The sequence below is a fragment of the Haemophilus influenzae genome, assembly GCF_003494325.1.
In the GTDB taxonomy this organism is placed as follows: domain Bacteria; phylum Pseudomonadota; class Gammaproteobacteria; order Enterobacterales; family Pasteurellaceae; genus Haemophilus; species Haemophilus influenzae_I.
This window is the reverse complement of record NZ_QQIK01000003.1, coordinates 188,666-207,981: the sequence shown is the minus strand read 5'-3', so window position 1 is coordinate 207,981 and position 19,316 is coordinate 188,666. Positions and strand designations below refer to the sequence as shown.

Sequence of the window (19,316 nt, the reverse complement as noted above, 5' to 3'; positions counted from 1 at the left end):
CACCGTATTTTTTTAGTTAAATAATCTTCTTTGTTTCCGTGTTTTAATCACTTGTGCGATTAACAATAATGTGAGAATAACCACATATAGTGAAAAAATAACCACTAGCCATTGCACCATCGTTAAACCAAATAATGACCATTGGCTTTCATTACAAGAGCCAGTTGGGTTAAATATAAATGGAAACCATTGGTGAAATGGTAAAGTCTCGGGAAAATTTGGAATAAACTCACATTGTTTCCAAGGAGCTGGATTCATTTGCAAATCAAGATGACGAAATGAAATCAATAAGCCCTTAATACTGCTGAATAAACCTAAAGCCAAGGCGATTAATCGAAGTATGAAAGTGCGAGGTTGAAATAAAGCAATAATGCCCGCTACAAATAAGCCAATCATTGCTAAACGTTCATAAACACAGAGCACACAAGGTTGTAAGCCCATTCCATATTGGAAGTAAAGTGCGGTGGATTCTAAGGATAAACTTGAAAAAGCCAATAAAAACCACACAAAACGTTTTTCGGAAAATTGTTTTAATAGTGCGAGCATTTTCTCTCCTTAAATTGGCAAAATTAAACCTAAACTTGCTAACCAAATTGTGGCAGCTGGTAAAATAAATTCAATAGCTAGTAAACCAATGATTGAAAGTACAATCGTGTAAGGTAAAGCCATATAAACCATTCTGCCATAAGAAAGGCGAATTAATGGCGAAATTGATGAAGTCAATAAGAATAAGAAAGCAGCTTGTCCATTTGGTGTTGCAACTGATGGTAAGTTTGTACCTGTATTAATGGCAACAGAAAGCAATTCAAATTGATGCGGTGCAATTACTCCATTTGTCAGCGCAGCTTTAGCTTCATTAATATAAACCGTTGCAACAAATACATTATCAGAAATAGAAGAAAGCAAGCCATTAAACAAATAGAATAAAGCAAGTTGTGTATTTTCTTCCGCAGAAAGAACGAAGTGAATAATTGGTGAAAAAAGTTTTTGATCAATAATTACTGCAACAACAGAAAAGAATACAACGAGCAATGCAGTAAAGGGTAAAGATTCCTGAAAGGCTTTACCGATAGTATGTTCATCCGTCACACCAGTGAAAGACGTAGCAAAAATGATGATACTTAAACCAATTAAACCGACTGCGGCAAGATGGAATGCTAATCCAAGAATTAACCAAATTGCGATTAACGCTTGCATACCTAATTTAATTTTATCTTGTTTAGACATTTTTTCTGAATTAGTGCGATCTAAATCTGATAAGATTTTCCAGACTTCGTCTGGTAATTTCTCGCCATAACCAAATAATTTGAATTTTTCGACCAAGAAACAAGTGAGTAATCCGCAGATAAACACAGGAATAGTCACGGGTGCCATACGGAGGAAAAATTCCATAAAGTTCCATTTTGCTTGTTCTGCAATAATTAAGTTTTGCGGTTCTCCAACAACGGTCATTACACCACCGAGTGCAGTTCCTACACCTGCATGCATCATTAAACTACGTAAGAATGCACGGAATTTTTCTAAGATTTCGTGCTGTTGTTCAATAATTTTTCCATCGTCTGAAATATCAACCACATCAATTAAATTATTGCCTGATGCAACTTTGTGATACACACCATAAAATCCCATTGCGACACTAATGATAACAGCAACAACCGTTAAAGCATCGAGAAAAGCCGATAAAAAAGCAGCACTAAAACAAAAGGCAATAGAAAGTGCAATTTTAGAACGAATTTTGACAAGTAATTTAGTAAATACATAAAGCAGTAATTGTTTCATAAAGAAAATACCTGCCACCATAAATATCAGTAGCAAGATCACTTCAAAGTTTGCCATAATTTCTGCTTTGACGTGTTTGGCATTTGTCATTCCAATAATAATAGCTTCAATTGCTAATAGACCACCCGGTTGAAGAGGGTAGCATTTTAATGCCATTGCCAATGTGAAAATAAATTCTGCAACCAGTAACCAACCCGCAATAAAAGGACTAATAAAAAAGAAAACAATTGGATTTATAATAAGAAAAACCACAATGGCAAGTTTGTACCATTCTGGACTTGCCCCAAGAAAGTTTTTCATAAAAGCCTGAATGTTTGTCATAGTGAACTCCATTATTTTTATCACGCGAACATTGTAATATATCCCCCTTTAAAGGATAATAAAAACCAAGTAATTTTTTTATAAAATTGCATTTTTTTTGATTTTTATCTGATTTTTAATTGTAATGCAAAACAATAACGACATTTTAAAAGCCCAAAGTCCAGCAGCTTTAGCAGAGGAATATATTGTAAAGAGTATTTGGCAAGATGTTTTTCCTTCGGGCAGTAATTTGCCATCAGAACGTGATTTAGCCGATAAGATTGGTGTAACTCGCACCACCCTACGTGAAGTTTTACAACGTTTGGCTCGTGATGGTTGGCTAACAATTCAGCACGGCAAACCTACCAAAGTAAATAATATTTGGGATGCTGCAGGGCCGAATATTATTGAAACCCTAATTGCTTTGGATATGCAGTCCGCGCCCTTAATTATTGATAATATGCTCTCTTTACGTAGTAAAATGTCGGAATCTTACATTTATGAAGCAGTAAAGAATTCTCCTCAAAAATCAACCGCACTTTTTGCTGAATTAGAGCAATTACAAAACACAGCACAAGATTACACAGAATTTGATTACCAATTATTTCGTCAATTCACTGTTGTTGCCAACAAACCCTTTTATCGTTTAATTTTCAATAGTTTAAAAGGCGTTTATCAGCGAATAGGGTTGTTATTTTTTAAAGAAAAAAAACACCGTGAATTAACAAAGCAATTTTATTTAGAAATGCAACAAATTTGTCTTGAGGGAAATGCAGATGCAGTAGTGGATTGCATCCGTAAACATAATTTACGTTCTTCAACCTATTGGAAAGCCATTTTAGAACGATTGCCACAAAATTTATCAGATTAATACTGGAAGCGAATTTAAGAAAAAAACATAAAACTTTTCTTATAATTACAAAATCATTTTCACCAATTTATCTGCTTTAATCCGTGCAAATTTTTTCAAAAGTTTTTGCACTGGTTCTGGGTATTGATTTAATTCTTCTAATTCAGAGTAATGTTTTAATACTTTTGTATGTTGGCGAATTTGGTTTTGCTCTTTTTCCACTTGGGCTAAAAGCTGTTGTTGTGGATCGTAAATTAATAAGCCATTTTCTGCATCCAAACGCCACGCTCGAGGGTTAAGATTATTGCCCGTCAATAAAATATAACGGTCATCTACCCACACACCTTTTAAGTGGTAGGTATTATCGCCATCACGCCATAAACGCACCACAAGCTGACCATTTTCAATTTGAGTCTCAAATTTTTCACAGAAACGGCGAAGATTACTTTCATAAAGATAAGGTAACGCCCCCGCCATTTTGAATGGTTGTTCTGGTGGAATGTAAAAATCGTTTGCGACTTTATCGCCAACAATAATTTCTACTCGTTTACCGTTTTCCAATAACGTTGCTATTTTATGTTGCAATGTGCGTGGGAAATTAAAATATGGCGTACAAATCACCAATTTTTCTTGCACTTGCAAGAATAAATCTTCAATTACTTGATTTAATTCATTGCCTGATGCGCCTAAGCCAAACAGTGGCGATACGCTTAAAACATTCGGTAATTTCACCGCATTTTTTAATGAATATTCACCATTTTGAGCAAGGTCTTTACGATAAGCGCGAATATTGCCACGGATCTCTTTGGTGCGAGGGCGGTTGGCGACATCAAGTGGATAAACTGCACTGAAATCTAACAAGTAATCATTGATGAAATTTACCATTGAATCAGCTAATTCGGCATGAGTGATTTTTTGATAGCGGTCGTAACGATATTTTTCAAATTGATGAAGATAGACATTATTAATACTTGCACCGCTATAAAGCACCGTATCATCAAATACAAAGCCTTTGACATGCAATACACCAAAAACTTCGCGTGTGTTAATTGGCACGCCAAAGAACATATTTGGATCATCAGGTAAGTGATAAGTTTGGCGTTGCTCGCAATACCAGTCTGCATTAGTGGCAGATTTTTCCGCTCCTAATAAATTGCGTTGTGCGCGATGCCAATCTATGAGAATTTTTACATCCAAGTGTGGATTTTCTTGCTTCACGCGATAAATTTCATCGAGAATTTCCTGCCCCGCTTCGTCTTTTTGCCAATAAAGTGCGGTGACATAAATACGTTTTTTTGCGTTTCTGATTAATTCAATAATTTGAGTTTTAAATTCAGCCGGGCTACCCAAAAATTCAATTTGCTCGGCTTGCAAGGCAAGGAATGGCAAATTATTTAAATTTTGTTCAGCTCGTTTGGTTTTATTGATTAACATAATCCATCTCGTGATTAAAGACTAGTGCACTAGTTTACAATATTTCACGTGCTTATTAATAGAAAAAAGGCTTTTTTTCGTTATAATGCTCACAAATTTTAGCATTTTTTGGCTAAAAAATATTCATTTTTACTCAGGGAAACCCTATGAACGACAAACGCAAACCGTCTTTTCAATCCGCAGGCAAAACCTTTCAAGAACGCTCAGTGGGGGAAAAGTACAGAGAAAAACCAAGCCAAAATCGACCGCACTTTAATGATAAATTTAATGGAAATAGAAACGAAAAATCTCGTTTTCCTCGTGATAAACAAGAAGTGAAAGAAACTAAAATTACGCAACTCTCTTTATCTCGCGCGCCATCAAATAAAAATACAGAACAACCTAAGGTTCAAGTGATGATAAAAAGTACGGGTACGGCTTATAAAACAAAAGAAAACTGGCGCACTTTCTCCACGAGCACCTGAAAAAATTAAGAAAAACCGTGCGGAAGAAATGAAGGTTTACGGTGAAAATGCCTGTTTAGCTTTATTTGCAGAACGTCCTGAAAGTATTGTTCGATTGTGGGCAACCGTGCAAATGTCACACAAAATTGGCGAGGTATTGAGTTATTTAGCCGAAAACAAGAAGGCTTATCACGTTGTAGATAGTGAAGAATTAGCCCGAGTGAGCGGAACAGAACATCACGGTGGCATTTGCTTATTAGTGAAGAAACCGCGTGCTTTCACGTTGCAAGGATATTTGGATATTCCTCGTAACGAGGATTGTTTAGTGCTATTAGACAACGTGAATAATGCACAAAATATCGGAGGTGTATTGCGTACTTGTGCTTATTTTGGCGTGAAAAATATTGTCGCCGATAATGTGGAAAATCTGTATTCGGGAGCCTCTATGCGTGTAGCAGAAGGTGGCGCAGAATATATTCGTGTGTTAGAAACGGATGATATTGATTCAGCTTTAATGCAATTGCGTAAATCAGGCTATCAAATTATTCACGTATCGCACAATAAACAAGGCGACCCATTGGATAAAGTGCGGTTAAAAAATAAAGTGGTTTTTGTGCTAAGTGAAAGTTCTACGGAAAGTTTAGCGACGCCAGAAGACACACAAGTGCGTTTAACGCTCGCAAGCCCAATTAAATCAGGCTTAAACATTGCAGTGAATGCGGGTGTGTTGTTAGCGAAGTGGTATTTTAGATAGTGTATGATTAAAGGGGAAAATGATTTCCCCTTTAAAATTTCAAATAAAAGTCTTTAGTCAATTCAATAAATGCTTCAGTGTATTGATTATCCGCATCATAAATCACCAATTGATCTTGCATTAAAACTTCGGGTTGTTTGGCAAAGGTAAGCAACATTCTCTGGGGCGTTTTTCCTATTTTAGTGATGACATTGGTCTGTTTTATGCAAAAAAGTGCGGTGGATTTTGTGAGCGTTTTGCCTGCCTCATAAGGCAAAACAAAACTTATTTTCCCATTTTCCGACAAGCGTGTTGCAGCCCATTCTAACCAATTTAAGTGGCTTTGCTTGGTATAACGAGCCAATTCTCGTTCTTCATTTTTACAAGCTATACCTTGTTCAAAATAAGGTGGATTTGCCACAATTAAATCAAAGGTTTGTTCAGTGGTTTGTAAAAAATGTTGTATATCCGCTTGAGTAAGTTGAATGCGATTTTTCCACACTGAATTATTGATGTTTTCTTGTGCTTGTTTTGCTGCAATGGGATCCAACTCAACCGCTTGAATTTGACAGTTTTCTTCAGTTCGTTGTGCCAACATTAACACCAATAATCCTGTGCCACAGCCCATATCTAAAATATTTTTACAATGCTTTACATCAGCCCAAGCACCTAACAAAATGCCATCAGTGCCGACTTTCATGGCACAAGAATCTTGATTGATATGGAATTGTTTAAAGGTAAATCCGTTCATAAATTTTTCGTAAATTGACCGCACTTTCAGGTATAATCCTCGCCAATTTTAACAAAGAACCGCACAATAATGAATTTATCCCAATTTGAACAATTCGATCTTTCTCCTGAGCTTTTAAAGGCGCTTGAGAAAAAAGGTTATTCCCGCCCAACAGCTATTCAAATGGAAGCCATTCCTGCCGCAATGGAAGAGCGTGATGTATTAGGCTCTGCACCAACGGGAACAGGGAAAACGGCTGCTTTTTTATTACCTGCGCTACAACATTTATTGGATTATCCGCGTCGTAAACCAGGCCCACCGCGTATTTTGGTATTAACACCAACCCGCGAACTGGCAATGCAAGTGGCTGAACAAGCGGAAGAATTAGCGCAGTTCACCCATTTAAATATTGCGACAATTACAGGTGGCGTGGCGTATCAAAATCACGGTGATGTATTCAATACCAATCAAGATTTGGTGGTGGCTACGCCAGGCCGTTTATTGCAATACATTAAGGAAGAAAATTTTGATTGCCGTTCCGTTGAAATGCTGATTTTTGACGAAGCCGATAGAATGTTACAAATGGGATTTGGGCAAGATGCGGAAAAAATTGCAGCTGAAACCCGTTGGCGGAAACAAACTTTGTTGTTTTCTGCAACCTTAGAAGGAGAGTTATTGGTCGATTTTGCGGAGCGTTTGTTGAATGATCCTGTGAAAGTAGATGCGGAACCAAGTCGCCGTGAAAGAAAAAAAATCAACCAATGGTATTATCACGCAGACAGCAATGAACACAAAATCAAATTGCTCGCACGTTTTATTGAAACTGAAGAAGTGACGCGTGGAATTGTGTTTGTTCGCCGTCGTGAAGATGCGCGTGAACTTTCTGAAACATTGCGTAAACGAGGCATTCGTTCCGCATATTTAGAAGGCGAAATGGCACAAACTCAACGTAACAATGCCATTGATAAATTGAAATCAGGTATTGTGACGGTATTGGTTGCAACAGATGTGGCTGCACGTGGTATTGATATTGATGATGTAAGCCACGTGATGAATTTTGATTTGCCCTATAGTGCGGATACTTATTTGCATCGAATTGGACGTACCGCACGAGCTGGCAAAAAAGGCACGGCAGTCTCTTTTGTCGAAGCCCATGATTACAAGTTACTTGGTAAAATCAAACGCTATACCGAGGAAATTTTAAAGGCGCGCATTTTAGCAGGTTTAGAACCTCGTACTAAGCCACCAAAAGATGGCGAAGTGAAATCGGTCAGCAAAAAACAAAAGGCTCGTATTAAAGAAAAACGTGAAGAAAAGAAAAAAACAGAGGCAAAGAAAAAAGTAAAATTGCGTCATAAGGATACAAAAAATATCGGCAAACGACGCAAGCCAAGTAACAGTAATGTTTAATTAGGTATGATTTAAATTCTGTTTTATATCACACTAGCAATGTGGGTTTCTTGTATTGGTATTAACTAAATTACGCATTAATAAAGCGTAATTTAAGTTAATATCTTGTGGTACATTTAAGAATACAAAATGCCCATCGCCTAGTGCTGCATCAACCGTTTCATTTTTACGATTTAGCATTTTTTCAATTTTGAAATTAATATTGCCTTGTGGCGTCATCATTTCTACATTGTCGCCAAGTAAGAATTTGTTTTTTACTGCTACTTCTGCCATACCTTGTTCGTTACGTTTACCCGTAAATTCACCGACAAATTGCTGACGATCAGAAATAGAATAACCGTATTCGTAGTTTTGGTATTCATCATGCGTATGACGGCGTAAGAAGCCCTCGGTATAACCACGATGTGCAAGGGATTCCAACGTATCCATTAAACTTTCATCAAATGGTTTGCCTGCGGCTGCATCATCAATTGCTTTGCGGTAAACTTGAGCCGTTCTTGCACAATAATAAAATGATTTAGTGCGGCCTTCGATTTTTAAAGAATGCACACCAAGTGCGGTCAATTTTTCTACATGTTGTACGGCACGTAGATCTTTTGAATTCATAAAGTAGGTGCCGTGTTCATCTTCAAACGCTGTCATTTGTTCGTCAGGCTTTTGTGATTCGGTATAAAGGAAGACTTTATCCGTTACCGCACCCTCGCCTAAGGTTGGTGCTACATTTTTCACTTCGATTTGTTGAGCAGGATCGATTTTCGGCACGATGTTGCCTATTTCATCCGTCGTGCCTTCTTCCATTTTGTATTCCCAACGGCAAGCATTGGTGCAAGTGCCTTGATTTGGATCGCGTTTGTTGATATAGCCAGAAAGTAAGCAACGGCCAGAATACGCCATGCACAACGCACCATGTACGAAAATTTCGAGTTCAATATCTGGCACTTGTTGGCGAATTTCAGCAATTTCATCTATTGAAAGTTCGCGCGATAAAATCACACGAGTTAATCCCATTTGTTTCCAGAATTTCACTGTTGCCCAGTTTACCGCATTGGCTTGCACAGAAAGATGAATATCAATATTAGGGAAATTTTCACGCACCAACATAATTAAGCCTGGATCAGACATAATTAAAGCATCTGGTTTCATATCGATGACAGGTTGTAAATCTTTAATAAAAGTTTTGAGTTTGGAATTATGGGGTGCAATGTTTACCACTACATAGAATTTTTTGCCAAGGGAATGGGCTTCATCGATCCCGATTTTCAAATTGGCGTGATTAAATTCATTATTGCGTACACGTAAGCTATAACGAGGTTGGCCTGCATAAACCGCATCTGCACCATAAGCAAACGCATAGCGCATATTTTTAAGAGAGCCTGCAGGGGAAAGTAATTCTGGTTTGAATTGGGTTGTCATAATATTCTCTTTTGTCTGATTTCAGGTCAGGGATTTACTCAAGGTAAATCGTTAGGTGGGGTATTGTAGAGAAAATATTTGGCTTGTAAAGGAAAGTGCGGTTAAATTCTTAGTAGAATTTTATGTAAAATTTAACCGCTTAATAGGTTGTATTTAATTCCTCAAATCTTAGGATAGTAATTTATCTTTCGTTTCTGAAATAAACCATAATCCAATCAAGCTCAACACAGCGTTTAGGGTTAAATAAATCCCCACACCTTTTAAGCCGTAGTGAGCATTCAGCGGTAAGGCAATGATTGCCGCAACACTTGCCCCGAATAAACCTGCAATATTATAGGTTAAAGAAGCACCTGAATAGCGGGCGTGAGTAGGGAAGAGTTCAGGTAAAAAACTCGCTAATGGTCCATAGCCCATTCCAATTAACCCCATACCGATGAATAAAAACCAAAACAAACTGGTAGTTGTACCGTTTTCGAGAAATAACGGCAAGGATAAACCAAAAATCGCAACGCCAACAGTTGTCCAAATGAGCCAAATACGGCGACCAACTTTGTCGATATATTTGCCCGAAACGGCAATGGTAATAGCCAAAGAAACCGCACTTGCCATCAATAAAGCGGTAAAAATTTGCGGGGAAAATCCTAATCCCATTGCGTATCCTGCCTCTGAAACCGTTGGAGCAGATTTGGCGTAAATTTGGCTAAAGGCAATCATAATGTAGAACAGCACATAGCCAGCAATGCAAACCAACATTCCTAAGAAAAACGGCTTGAAATAAGTAGTGATGACTTCCAACATTGGTAAGCGTTTAGGTTTTGGCTTGTTAAGTGCCGCGAGGAAAATCGGGGCTTCAGTCAGTTTTAGGCGAACATATAAGCCAATTGCCACTAAGATAATGGAAGATAAAAACGGTATCCGCCACGCCCATTCAGTCATAGCTTCTTGCCCGAAAATTGCCGTAATGCCTAAGAATACGCCATTTGCCAACAACAAGCCAAGCGGGGCTCCCAATTGTGGGAAAGTGCCATACCAACCACGTTTACCTTCTGGAGCATTTTCAACCGCAACTAACGCAGCACCGCCCCACTCTCCGCCTAAACCGATACCTTGCCCAATACGGCATAAACAGAGCAAAATTGTCGCCCAAATACCGATGCTGTCATAGGTTGGCAACAAACCGATAACCACAGTGGAAACGCCCATCAACAGCAAGCTCATCACAAAAGTATTTTTCCGCCCGAAACGGTCACCGAAATGCCCGAACAATATTGCTCCCAAAGGGCGAGCAATAAAAGTGAGTGCTAAGGTGGAAAGTGCCGCAATCTGCCCTGAAAGTGGATCTGCGGCATGGAAGAATTGATGGTTAAATACCAATACCGCTGCCATTGCGTAAATGTAGTTATCGAAATACTCAATTGCAGTGCCGACCATCGTCGCTGTTGCTACTTGCTTTAAACTATTTTGCGTATTCATCACTTGCCTCCCGTAATGCTTTTGTTGCGGCTTGCACATTATCGGCGTGCGTAATTGCAGTAATCACTGCCACACCATCCGCCCCAAATTCTCGTAAGGTTTTAACGTGAGCTAATTTCACCCCACCAATTGCCACAAGCGGTTTAGTTATGCCCACATTTCGCAAAGTTTGAATAAACGCCATTCCTAGTGTTGGTTTCGGATTCTCTTTTGATTGCGTTGGGAAAATCGGGCCAATTCCAAAATAATCAATTTCCGCTAAATTTTCCCCAATTTCTGCCTCGTCTAAACGATTCACCGACCAACCAATAATTAGCGGTTTATCTGTTTTAGCTCGAATCTCTTGCACAGGCATATCGCTTTGCCCAACGTGAATGCCATCCGCCTCGATTTCCAACGCCAAATCAACGTTGTCGTCTACAATAAAGGGTACGCCATATTCACGGCACAAATCACGACAATTAATCGCCAGTGCCTTCTGTGCTGAGGGCGTATGTTCTAACGAAAATTTGCCTTTATCCCGAAATTGAAAGCAGGTAATTCCGCCTTCTAACGCTTGTTTAAGCACGAATAATAAATTTTCTGATAAGTTCTCGCCCAAATGACGGCAATCTTGCGTGCCTGCCACAAAGTAAAGCGGTAAGATTTTTTGAATATTTTTCATCTTTCAATCCTTAAAGGCGACTGTAAGCCCAATGATTTGTCGGCCCGTGTCCTTGCCCAATATTCAACGGGTGAGAAATCGCAGCGGTAATAAAATCTTTCGCTGTTTTTACCGCACTTTGTAACGGTTCGCCTTTCGCCAACTCTGCGGTTAAACAGGCAGAAAAGGTACAGCCCGTACCATGTGTATGCGGCGTGTTGAAACGGGGGCTTTGCAAAGTAAAATGACGACCATCTGCAAGTAAAACCCAATCTTGGCACAGCTCACTTTGCGAATTGAGCGAATGTCCGCCCTTAATAATCACATTCTTCGCTCCTTGTTTTTGCAACGCTTTTGCGGCTTGTTGAATACTGATGTCGTCCACAATCGCAATCCCCGTTAATGCTTCCGCTTCGGGAATGTTGGGTGTAATCACATCCGCTAACGGCAGCAATTTTTGGCTTAACGCACTCACCGCTTGCTGTTGCAATAAGGGTGCACCACCTTTGGCGATCATCACAGGATCTAGCACCAGCGTGCCGAAAGGTTTATCAGCAAGAAAATCTGCAACGCATTCAATAATTTCTGCATTGCCCAACATACCAATTTTGCAACTTGCAATCTGGAAATCATTTTTGACCGCTTCCAGTTGCGCTTGAATTGTTTTCAGTGGAATAGGGTGAATATCAAATACGCCAAGTGTGTTTTGTGCCGTAACTGCCGTGATTGCTGATGTACCAAACACGCCGCGCATTTGGAAGGTTTTAAGATCTGCTTGAATGCCTGCACCACCGCCACTGTCTGACCCTGCGATGGTTAAAACTTGTTTCACATTACTCATTAATGCGCCCTCTTTGTCCAATGGTTTCAGGGGAAAGTGCAGCAAGCTCGTCCAACAAACGGATTTGGAACTGTCCCACTTGTGTGGTTAAGCCTTGCGCCGCACACTCGCCTGCAATGGTGTATGCTACACAGGCTTCTAATGTCGCAGAAAAATAATTCCCTTCACTTACCGCTAAAAATGCAGCACACACGGCACTCAATAAACAGCCCGAAGCCGTAACTTTCGGGAACAATGACGTGCCGTTGTGAACGGTCGCAGTTTGTGTGCCATCGCTGACAATATCCACCGCCCCGCTAATCAACACCGTACAGCCATAGCGTTGAGCCACTTTCTCGGCAACGGCTTTTAAATCCACTTCGCCTTGCCCTGCATCTACACCTTTTGCCTGCCACGTCTCGCCTGCAATGGCAGCCAGTTCACCTGCATTACCACGAATAAGTGCGAATTTTACTTCTGCCAGCAATTGGCGAATGGTCTCACGGCGATAGCTCGTTGCCCCCACACCAACAGGATCTAACACTACAGGAATTCCAACCTCATTTGCCGTTTTTCCTGCCTGCAACATTGCCTCCCGATCTTTACCAATCAGCGTACCAATATTAATGACCAATACTTGACTGATTTTCGGTACTTCCTGCATTTCTTCGATATTCGCCGACATCAAAGGCGAAGCTCCTAATGCCAACAAGCCATTGGCACTAAAATTTGCTGCCACAATGTTGGTGATGTTATGAATGAGCGGATTCTGCTCACGGATTTTGGAGAGATAAATTGATTGCATAAGCATTCCTTGTATTGAATATAAAATAAACAAAAATGCCCGCTATTCACTGTGAGCAATTAGCGGATGTAATAAAATGTAGAAAATTGGAAAAATAAACAGGATAAAATCGTGATAGAGAAAGGTTGAATATGTGGCATATTAGTTTCCTACGTCAGTGCTAACTGTTTCAGGTTCACGGGTATCATCTCAGCCTTTCGGCACCCCGACTAAAAATTGCATGAAGTTTACGCTTCTTTTCAAGAAAAAACAAGCGGTCAAATTTTTCCCTCATTTTGCAAATAATGAGAAGAATTTGACCGCTTAAATAGAAAACTAAATTTGTTTAATTAAAAACGGTAACGTACACCGAAAGAGGCTTCGTGAGTTTTAAAACGCACGTTTTCTAAGCGTCCCCAATCGTTATAACGATAATCTAAGTCTAAGGTAATATTCGGTGTAATGTCATAGCCAATACCACCAATAAAACCAAAGCCAATGCGTTTTATGCTTCTAGAACCTGATGTTTCCTGATCCGCCTTCACATCTCCGCCTATTGGCATATTGTTAGTCTTAAATGTAAGTTTTGTTGTAAATTCATCTTTTGTGTAACCGCTGGTAGCAACATGCCCAACTTACTCTGTTTTATAATATAAGTAAAAATGTTTTAATTAAAGCATAAAATAACAGCAAAATTTGACTGATTGGTTTTTTATGCTTTCAATCAAACTGTATTTATAAAATAAAAAGAATTGACGTAATTTTGGTTACGTCAATTCTATTTTTATTTTTGATTATTCTGATTTTGCGCGGGTTGGTTCAGAATAAACGTGGCTAATTGCACAATGATGTCCTGCCGCACCTTTTCCATAGAAATAATAACGAGAATCCTGCCAAGCCCTAATTGGGAAAGCCTCTGGCATTTCATCATTTGCTTTCGCTAAAGTCATCTCCGCTTTTGTATGGGGTACTGAAGAAATTGTACCTAAACGTCCATTAAATTCATAAGTGCGGACAAATTTTGATACTTTCTCGAGCGTTTCAGGTTCATCTACATTAATTGCTGGATCAATAGATTCAACAACTTCTTGAGGTTTATATGAACTTAAACGGTCTAAAGATTCTTGTACTTTTTTCTGTACCGATTCATTAGCTGGTTGAGTAATAAAATCTAATGCAGGTTTTACATCAGGGGATTTTTCTTCAACGACAATTCCCATTGCTGGCGTGATAAACCCTTTTTTAGTTTTCTCTTGCTCAAGCAATTCATCCACAGATAAGAAATGATTTTCTTTTGGCAGATTTACCGTTGAATAATCAATCCAAGCCTTGCCACTTGCCAATTCAGGCGAAACCACCGCAGCAAATAATGGCATTGGCGATTTTGGCTCTTGATTACGGCGACGACGCTGATTATTCGCTGCACGTAAATGACGTGGAGTACGACGCTGACGCTCTTGACGTTCAGAACGTTGGTTCTGATGAACGGGTTTTTCATCATTATTTTGAACCGTAATTACATCCACTTCTGGCATTTTTTCAGTCGTGCTGAAGTTATTTTCAACAACTGTTTCATTATCTTCAACGCGCACGCGTTTACGTAAATCACGGCGTTGGCGGCGTTGAGTTACAGGCTCAGTTCTTTCTTCTTTAGCCTCAAAAACAGGTGTAGAATTTACCGCACTTTCAGCGATACTTTCTTCCACTAAGTTACGGCGCGGACGGCGTTGATTACGCTCACGGACATTACGAACCTGTTCTTCGGTTCTTTCTGTTTCGTTATTTTCAGAACGTGGACGACGAGAAGAACGACGATCCTGTGAACGGCGTTGATTACGATTAGGATTGCGCGAAGTGCGGTTATTTTTTGGTTTGTTTTCTTCAGATTTAGTCGCAAATAAACCTTTAATCTTCGCAATAATTTTAGCTAACAAAGAGGGTTCATTTGATTTACGCTCAACTGGCGTTGGGGCTGCTTCTGAAATAGAAAGCGCAACTACTGCACTTTCAACCGCTGGTTGTTCAGTAACAACGGTTGTTTCCACATTACGAGAAACCAGTGATTCTTCAGTATTTTCATCTTGAGCGCAGTGAATTTTCGCTAAGTTATAGCTTAATTCATTTACTTCTTCGCCATCACGTAAACGGAAAACACTAAAGTGCGGTGTTTCCATTGCTTCATTTGGGGCAACAATAATATCGACATTATGACGCTTTTCAATATTACTGATTGCTTTGCGTTTTTCGTTAAGAAGATAAGAGGCAATTTGTACTGGCACAATGGTATGCACTTGCTTGGTGTTTTCTTTTAATGCTTCTTCTTCCAGCAAACGCAAAATAGATAAAGAAAGAGATTCATTATCACGCACTTTGCCTGTTCCTTGACAACGAGGGCAAATATGGTGCGAAGATTCGCCCAATGATGGGCTTAAACGCTGACGTGACATTTCTAACAAACCAAAACGAGAAATTCGGCTAATTTGAATACGGGCGCGATCTGGACGAACCGCATCACGAATACGATTTTCTACTTCACGTTGATGGCGAATTGGTGTCATATCAATGAAATCAATGACAACTAATCCACCTAAGTCACGTAAGCGTAATTGACGCGCGATTTCATCTGCCGCTTCAAGATTGGTATTTAATGCCGTTTCTTCAATATCGCCACCACGAGTAGAACGTGCGGAGTTAATATCAATGGCGGTTAATGCTTCAGTTACATCAATAACGATTGAACCGCCAGAAGGTAAACGCACTTCACGTTGGAATGCGGATTCAATTTGAGATTCAATTTGATAGTGACTGAAAAGTGGCACTTCGCCTTGATAAAGTTTCACGCGATTGATGAAATCAGGACGCACAAGTTTGATATGCTCTTTCGCTTTCTCAAAAATTTTTGGGCTATCAATCAGGATCTCACCAATATCACGACGCAAATAATCGCGAATAGCGCGCACAATCACATCACTTTCTTGGTGAATCAAGAAAGGTGCTGGACGACTTTGTGAAGCTTGTTTGATCGCTTCCCAATGATGTAATAATACTTTTAAATCCCATTGTAATTCTTCTGGCGATTTTCCCACACCAGCAGTACGGACGATTAAGCCTACACCTTCAGGCACATCTAATGAACTTAATGCCTCTTTTAGTTCAGTACGTTCATCGCCCTCAATACGGCGAGAAATTCCTCCTGCCCGTGGATTATTCGGCATAAGCACCAAATAACTGCCAGCAAGAGAAACAAAAGTAGTTAAGGCTGCACCTTTGTTTCCTCTTTCTTCTTTATTAACTTGAACGATAACTTCCTGTCCTTCAGTCAAAATATCGCGAATATTCGGACGACCTTGAAAAACATAATCATCAGGAAAATATTCACGGGAAATTTCTTTTAAAGGTAAAAAACCGTGACGTTCTGCACCATAATCTACAAAAGCCGCTTCTAAGCTTGGCTCAACGCGAGTAATTTTTCCTTTGTAGATATTCGCTTTTTTTTGTTCGTGTCCTGGACTTTCAATGTCCAAGTCAAAAAGGCGTTGTCCATCGACAAGCGCAACACGCAACTCTTCTTTTTGAGTTGCATTGATTAACATTCTTTTCATTGTCAATTCTCTTATTAAATATTTAAAAAAAACCTCAAAATAAACCGCACTTTGCTTCGTTATCGACCTCGTGTTTCTCGCGCCAGTCAATCTCACGACTGTATGTTGCTGGGTGCATTGATAACGTTATTAAGCATAAATATTTGCTTGATAAAACAACGCGATATTCCGCACGCGTTGCAAACGGCTGATTTATTTTAAGAAAAATGTTGATTATCAATGTCTTATGCCAATTGCTGCATTGAGTTTTCACCAACAAAACTTATTCTTTTTTACGCAAATTCTTAGGCACAAAAAGACGTTCTATTATCCATAGAAAACGATTAATTAGCAAGGCGAATTTGCGTTCATAGAGTGACGTTCATATTACGTTTATAGTGCCTTTATGATATGATTTGCAGCGATTTTCAAAAGGAAAAAAAATGACAAAACAAAATGAAAAAATCATTAATTCATCGGTAAAAATGCTGACAATTAGTGAAGATGAAAGTGGACAACGAATTGATAATTATTTATTAGCAAAACTCAAAGGTGTACCCAAAAGTTTAATTTATCGCATTGTGCGTAAAGGCGAAGTGCGAGTAAACAAAGGCAGAATTAAACCAGAATATAAACTGCAAACAGGCGATGTTGTACGCATTCCACCTGTGCGTGTCGCAGAAAAAAATGATGCGCCGATTTCAAAAAATCTCAATAAAGTTGCCGCACTTGAAAACCAAATTTTGTTTGAAGATGATTGCTTGATTGTTTTAAATAAACCTTCAGGAATTGCGGTACACGGTGGCAGTGGTTTAAATTTTGGTGTGATTGAAGCCTTACGAGCATTACGCCCAGAAGCTCGTTTTTTAGAGCTGGTTCATCGTTTGGATCGCGATACATCAGGCATTTTATTAATTGCGAAAAAACGTTCAGCATTACGCAATTTGCACGAACAACTTCGTGTCAAAACCGTTCAAAAAGATTATTTAGCGTTAGTACGTGGGCAATGGCAATCCCATATAAAAGTTATTCAAGCCCCTCTTTTGAAAAATGAATTATCTAGCGGGGAGCGCATTGTGCGTGTCAGCGAGCAAGGAAAACCATCTGAAACCCGCTTTAGTATTGAAGAACGCTATATAAATGCTACGCTTGTGAAGGCTTCACCAGTCACAGGGCGAACCCATCAAATTCGTGTGCATACACAATATGCAGGACATCCTATTGCATTAGATGATAAATACGGCGATAAAGATTTTGATAAACAAATGAATGAATTAGGATTAAATCGTTTGTTTTTGCACGCTTTTTCAATTCGGTTTGAACACCCTAAAAATGGCGAAACACTACGTTTCAATGCGTCACTAGATCATCAAATGAAAGCAATTTTGCAAAAGTTGCGGGAAAGCAAATAGACAATATTTCTGTTTATTGCTACACTTACACACGGAGACAACTCGTTTCTATCAACAAATTTCATAATAACGACAACAAAGGATAGCAAAATGGCAAAAGGACAATCTTTACAAGATCCTTATTTAAATGCGCTTCGTCGTGAACGCATTCCTGTATCAATCTACCTTGTAAACGGAATCAAACTTCAAGGTCAAATTGAATCATTCGATCAATTCGTGATTTTATTAAAAAACACCGTGAATCAAATGGTATATAAACACGCAATTTCAACGGTTGTGCCTGCTCGTTCAGTTTCCCATCACAATAACAATCATCATACTACTCCAACAGAAGCAGTTGAAAACGTGGAAACTCAAGCAGAGTAATCACAATACCATTAATGGGTAATTAATATTTATTAAGTGCGGTTGAAAATTCTCAGGAAATTTCGACCGCACTTTTTTCATCTCAAATGTGAAAACTACTTTCCAATTCCATATTGTTTCAATTTATTCGCAATGGCAGTATGGGAAACGCCTAAACGTTGAGCCAATTTTCTCGTGCTTGGATATTCAGCATAAAATAATTTTAGGACTTGTGCTTCATAGAAACCAATAATTTCATCTAAGGTTTTATTTTCAAATTCATCCAAAGAAATCACCGCACTTTGTGGCAGAGCAAGATTTAAACTTTCGATAGTTAAATGATTATCTTGTACTAACGAACAAGCACGATAAAGAGTGTTATAAAGCTCTCGAACATTCCCTTTCCAATCATATTTCTGCAAATAAAGAAGAAAATCTTTATCGAAAGTTGGTTTTGCAATTTTTAATTCTTCACTGATTTCCTGTAAAAAACCTTGTGCCAGTGGCTCAATATCAGCCATGCGATCTCGTAATGCAGGCACATTAATAGTGAGAACATTTAAGCGATGAAACAAATCAGCACGTACTTTACCTTGCTCAACAAGCAAATGAAGTGGAACCTGTGATGTGCAAATCACGCGCACATTTGCATAATGCTCTTTTTCTTCGCCTACTCGACGGAAAGATCCATCCGTTAAAAAACGTAATAATTTAGCCTGTAAACTTAATGAAAGTTCGGCAATGCCATCGAGTAAAACCGTCCCTTTATTAGCGTACTCAAAAAAACCGATGGTTTCACTGTCTCCGACTTTTCGACCAAACATTTCACTTTCCGCATCTTCATCAGGCAAACCAGCACAGTTTACTGCGATAAATTTTTTATTGCGACGCAAACTCTGATAATGGCAGGCTTTCGCTAACAAATCTTTTCCACTCCCCGTTTCGCCTTGAATTAACAAAGGCGCATCAAACATAGCAAAACGTTTCGCGTTTTCTACCGCACTTTTCATCGCTTCACTTTGTACAATAAAACACTCGAAAGGTTTTTGTGGATTAAATTTAGAAATCGTCATATTCAGGGAATGGAGATAATTAAGATATGGCTATGATAATTTCTTTACAACAAAGTGTAAATATTATTTTACATAAGGTAAAAATGCGACCAT

General features: G+C 39.0%; 16 protein-coding genes, 1 pseudogene and 1 riboswitch. Of the genes and pseudogenes, 5 read left to right on the top strand and 12 right to left on the bottom strand.

All coding sequences use genetic code 11. The features are described 5' to 3' along the window. Positions 1-12: 12 nt before the first annotated feature. Both dsbB and nhaB read right to left on the bottom strand, forming a co-directional pair. On the bottom strand, positions 13-546 hold the full coding sequence (dsbB, locus tag DV356_RS06665; protein ID WP_105878016.1) for a disulfide bond formation protein DsbB: 534 nt from the start codon (positions 544-546) through the stop codon (positions 13-15). Between the two features lie 9 nt (positions 547-555). Continuing rightward, entirely contained in the window at positions 556-2,100 is a 1,545-nt protein-coding gene (gene nhaB / locus DV356_RS06660) for a Na(+)/H(+) antiporter NhaB (protein WP_105894592.1), read from the bottom strand. A 124-nt stretch (positions 2,101-2,224) separates the two neighbouring features. Here nhaB and fadR point away from each other — a divergent pair, with 124 nt between their 5' ends. Further along, positions 2,225-2,950 (top strand): fatty acid metabolism transcriptional regulator FadR, encoded by a 726-nt coding sequence (gene fadR, locus DV356_RS06655; protein WP_005659812.1) that lies wholly within the window; start codon positions 2,225-2,227, stop codon positions 2,948-2,950. A gap of 45 nt (positions 2,951-2,995) precedes the next feature. Here fadR and pssA read toward each other — a convergent pair whose 3' ends face one another. Beyond that, on the bottom strand, positions 2,996-4,363 hold the full coding sequence (gene pssA / locus DV356_RS06650) for a CDP-diacylglycerol--serine O-phosphatidyltransferase (RefSeq protein ID WP_112119347.1): 1,368 nt from the start codon (positions 4,361-4,363) through the stop codon (positions 2,996-2,998). A 146-nt stretch (positions 4,364-4,509) separates the two neighbouring features. Here pssA and DV356_RS06645 point away from each other — a divergent pair. Continuing rightward, a pseudogene (locus DV356_RS06645) lies at positions 4,510-5,560 on the top strand (tRNA/rRNA methyltransferase). A 31-nt stretch (positions 5,561-5,591) separates the two neighbouring features. Here the strand turns inward: DV356_RS06645 and DV356_RS06640 are convergent. After that, complete coding sequence (locus DV356_RS06640) at positions 5,592-6,290, bottom strand: tRNA1(Val) (adenine(37)-N6)-methyltransferase (RefSeq protein ID WP_192882167.1); 699 nt, start codon at positions 6,288-6,290, stop codon at positions 5,592-5,594. A gap of 69 nt (positions 6,291-6,359) precedes the next feature. Here DV356_RS06640 and srmB point away from each other — a divergent pair, with 69 nt between their 5' ends. Next, the gene (srmB, locus tag DV356_RS06635; RefSeq protein WP_015701636.1) at positions 6,360-7,679 is read left to right on the top strand and encodes an ATP-dependent RNA helicase SrmB; all 1,320 of its coding nucleotides are present in this window, start codon (positions 6,360-6,362) and stop codon (positions 7,677-7,679) included. A gap of 33 nt (positions 7,680-7,712) precedes the next feature. On the opposite strand, the gene trhP is transcribed toward srmB, so the two are convergent. The 7 genes from trhP to rne form a co-directional block, all read right to left on the bottom strand. Further along, positions 7,713-9,092 (bottom strand): prephenate-dependent tRNA uridine(34) hydroxylase TrhP, encoded by a 1,380-nt coding sequence (trhP, locus tag DV356_RS06630; RefSeq protein ID WP_077643692.1) that lies wholly within the window; start codon positions 9,090-9,092, stop codon positions 7,713-7,715. Positions 9,093-9,260: 168 nt separating this feature from the next. Beyond that, positions 9,261-10,565 (bottom strand): MFS transporter, encoded by a 1,305-nt coding sequence (locus DV356_RS06625; RefSeq protein WP_118806709.1) that lies wholly within the window; start codon positions 10,563-10,565, stop codon positions 9,261-9,263. After that, entirely contained in the window at positions 10,549-11,229 is a 681-nt protein-coding gene (gene thiE / locus DV356_RS06620) for a thiamine phosphate synthase (RefSeq protein WP_118806708.1), read from the bottom strand. Before thiE ends, DV356_RS06625 begins: the two co-directional genes overlap by 17 nt. Before the next feature lie 10 nt (positions 11,230-11,239). Next, the gene (thiD, locus tag DV356_RS06615; RefSeq protein ID WP_005649264.1) at positions 11,240-12,049 is read right to left on the bottom strand and encodes a bifunctional hydroxymethylpyrimidine kinase/phosphomethylpyrimidine kinase; all 810 of its coding nucleotides are present in this window, start codon (positions 12,047-12,049) and stop codon (positions 11,240-11,242) included. After that, positions 12,042-12,833, bottom strand: a complete 792-nt coding sequence (gene thiM, locus DV356_RS06610; RefSeq protein ID WP_005686880.1) for a hydroxyethylthiazole kinase — start codon at positions 12,831-12,833, stop codon at positions 12,042-12,044. Before thiM ends, thiD begins: the two co-directional genes overlap by 8 nt. Positions 12,834-12,962: 129 nt before the next feature. After that, positions 12,963-13,051, bottom strand: a riboswitch (TPP riboswitch). A gap of 111 nt (positions 13,052-13,162) precedes the next feature. Then, positions 13,163-13,375 (bottom strand): opacity family porin, encoded by a 213-nt coding sequence (locus DV356_RS06605; protein ID WP_005686879.1) that lies wholly within the window; start codon positions 13,373-13,375, stop codon positions 13,163-13,165. 231 nt (positions 13,376-13,606) lie between these two features. Then, positions 13,607-16,414, bottom strand: a complete 2,808-nt coding sequence (gene rne / locus DV356_RS06600; protein ID WP_118806707.1) for a ribonuclease E — start codon at positions 16,412-16,414, stop codon at positions 13,607-13,609. Between the two features lie 422 nt (positions 16,415-16,836). On the opposite strand from rne, the gene rluC reads away from it, so the two are divergent. Both rluC and hfq read left to right on the top strand, forming a co-directional pair. Then, complete coding sequence (gene rluC, locus DV356_RS06595) at positions 16,837-17,805, top strand: 23S rRNA pseudouridine(955/2504/2580) synthase RluC (protein ID WP_118806706.1); 969 nt, start codon at positions 16,837-16,839, stop codon at positions 17,803-17,805. A 90-nt stretch (positions 17,806-17,895) separates the two neighbouring features. Further along, entirely contained in the window at positions 17,896-18,171 is a 276-nt protein-coding gene (gene hfq, locus DV356_RS06590) for an RNA chaperone Hfq (protein ID WP_005686877.1), read from the top strand. Between the two features lie 95 nt (positions 18,172-18,266). Here hfq and DV356_RS06585 read toward each other — a convergent pair whose 3' ends face one another. After that, positions 18,267-19,223 (bottom strand): sigma-54-dependent transcriptional regulator, encoded by a 957-nt coding sequence (locus DV356_RS06585; protein WP_042593324.1) that lies wholly within the window; start codon positions 19,221-19,223, stop codon positions 18,267-18,269. Positions 19,224-19,316 lie beyond the last annotated feature (93 nt).

Bases quoted from the DNA above. Each gene is read 5' to 3' on its own strand.
- dsbB (WP_105878016.1), bottom strand. From the start codon at position 546: ATGCTCGCACTATTAAAACAATTTTCCGAAAAACGTTTTGTGTGGTTT.
- nhaB (WP_105894592.1), bottom strand. From the start codon at position 2,100: ATGACAAACATTCAGGCTTTTATGAAAAACTTTCTTGGGGCAAGTCCA.
- fadR (WP_005659812.1), top strand. From the start codon at position 2,225: ATGCAAAACAATAACGACATTTTAAAAGCCCAAAGTCCAGCAGCTTTA.
- pssA (WP_112119347.1), bottom strand. From the start codon at position 4,363: ATGTTAATCAATAAAACCAAACGAGCTGAACAAAATTTAAATAATTTG.
- DV356_RS06640 (WP_192882167.1), bottom strand. From the start codon at position 6,290: ATGAACGGATTTACCTTTAAACAATTCCATATCAATCAAGATTCTTGT.
- srmB (WP_015701636.1), top strand. From the start codon at position 6,360: ATGAATTTATCCCAATTTGAACAATTCGATCTTTCTCCTGAGCTTTTA.
- trhP (WP_077643692.1), bottom strand. From the start codon at position 9,092: ATGACAACCCAATTCAAACCAGAATTACTTTCCCCTGCAGGCTCTCTT.
- DV356_RS06625 (WP_118806709.1), bottom strand. From the start codon at position 10,565: ATGAATACGCAAAATAGTTTAAAGCAAGTAGCAACAGCGACGATGGTC.
- thiE (WP_118806708.1), bottom strand. From the start codon at position 11,229: ATGAAAAATATTCAAAAAATCTTACCGCTTTACTTTGTGGCAGGCACG.
- thiD (WP_005649264.1), bottom strand. From the start codon at position 12,049: ATGAGTAATGTGAAACAAGTTTTAACCATCGCAGGGTCAGACAGTGGC.
- thiM (WP_005686880.1), bottom strand. From the start codon at position 12,833: ATGCAATCAATTTATCTCTCCAAAATCCGTGAGCAGAATCCGCTCATT.
- DV356_RS06605 (WP_005686879.1), bottom strand. From the start codon at position 13,375: ATGCCAATAGGCGGAGATGTGAAGGCGGATCAGGAAACATCAGGTTCT.
- rne (WP_118806707.1), bottom strand. From the start codon at position 16,414: ATGAAAAGAATGTTAATCAATGCAACTCAAAAAGAAGAGTTGCGTGTT.
- rluC (WP_118806706.1), top strand. From the start codon at position 16,837: ATGACAAAACAAAATGAAAAAATCATTAATTCATCGGTAAAAATGCTG.
- hfq (WP_005686877.1), top strand. From the start codon at position 17,896: ATGGCAAAAGGACAATCTTTACAAGATCCTTATTTAAATGCGCTTCGT.
- DV356_RS06585 (WP_042593324.1), bottom strand. From the start codon at position 19,223: ATGACGATTTCTAAATTTAATCCACAAAAACCTTTCGAGTGTTTTATT.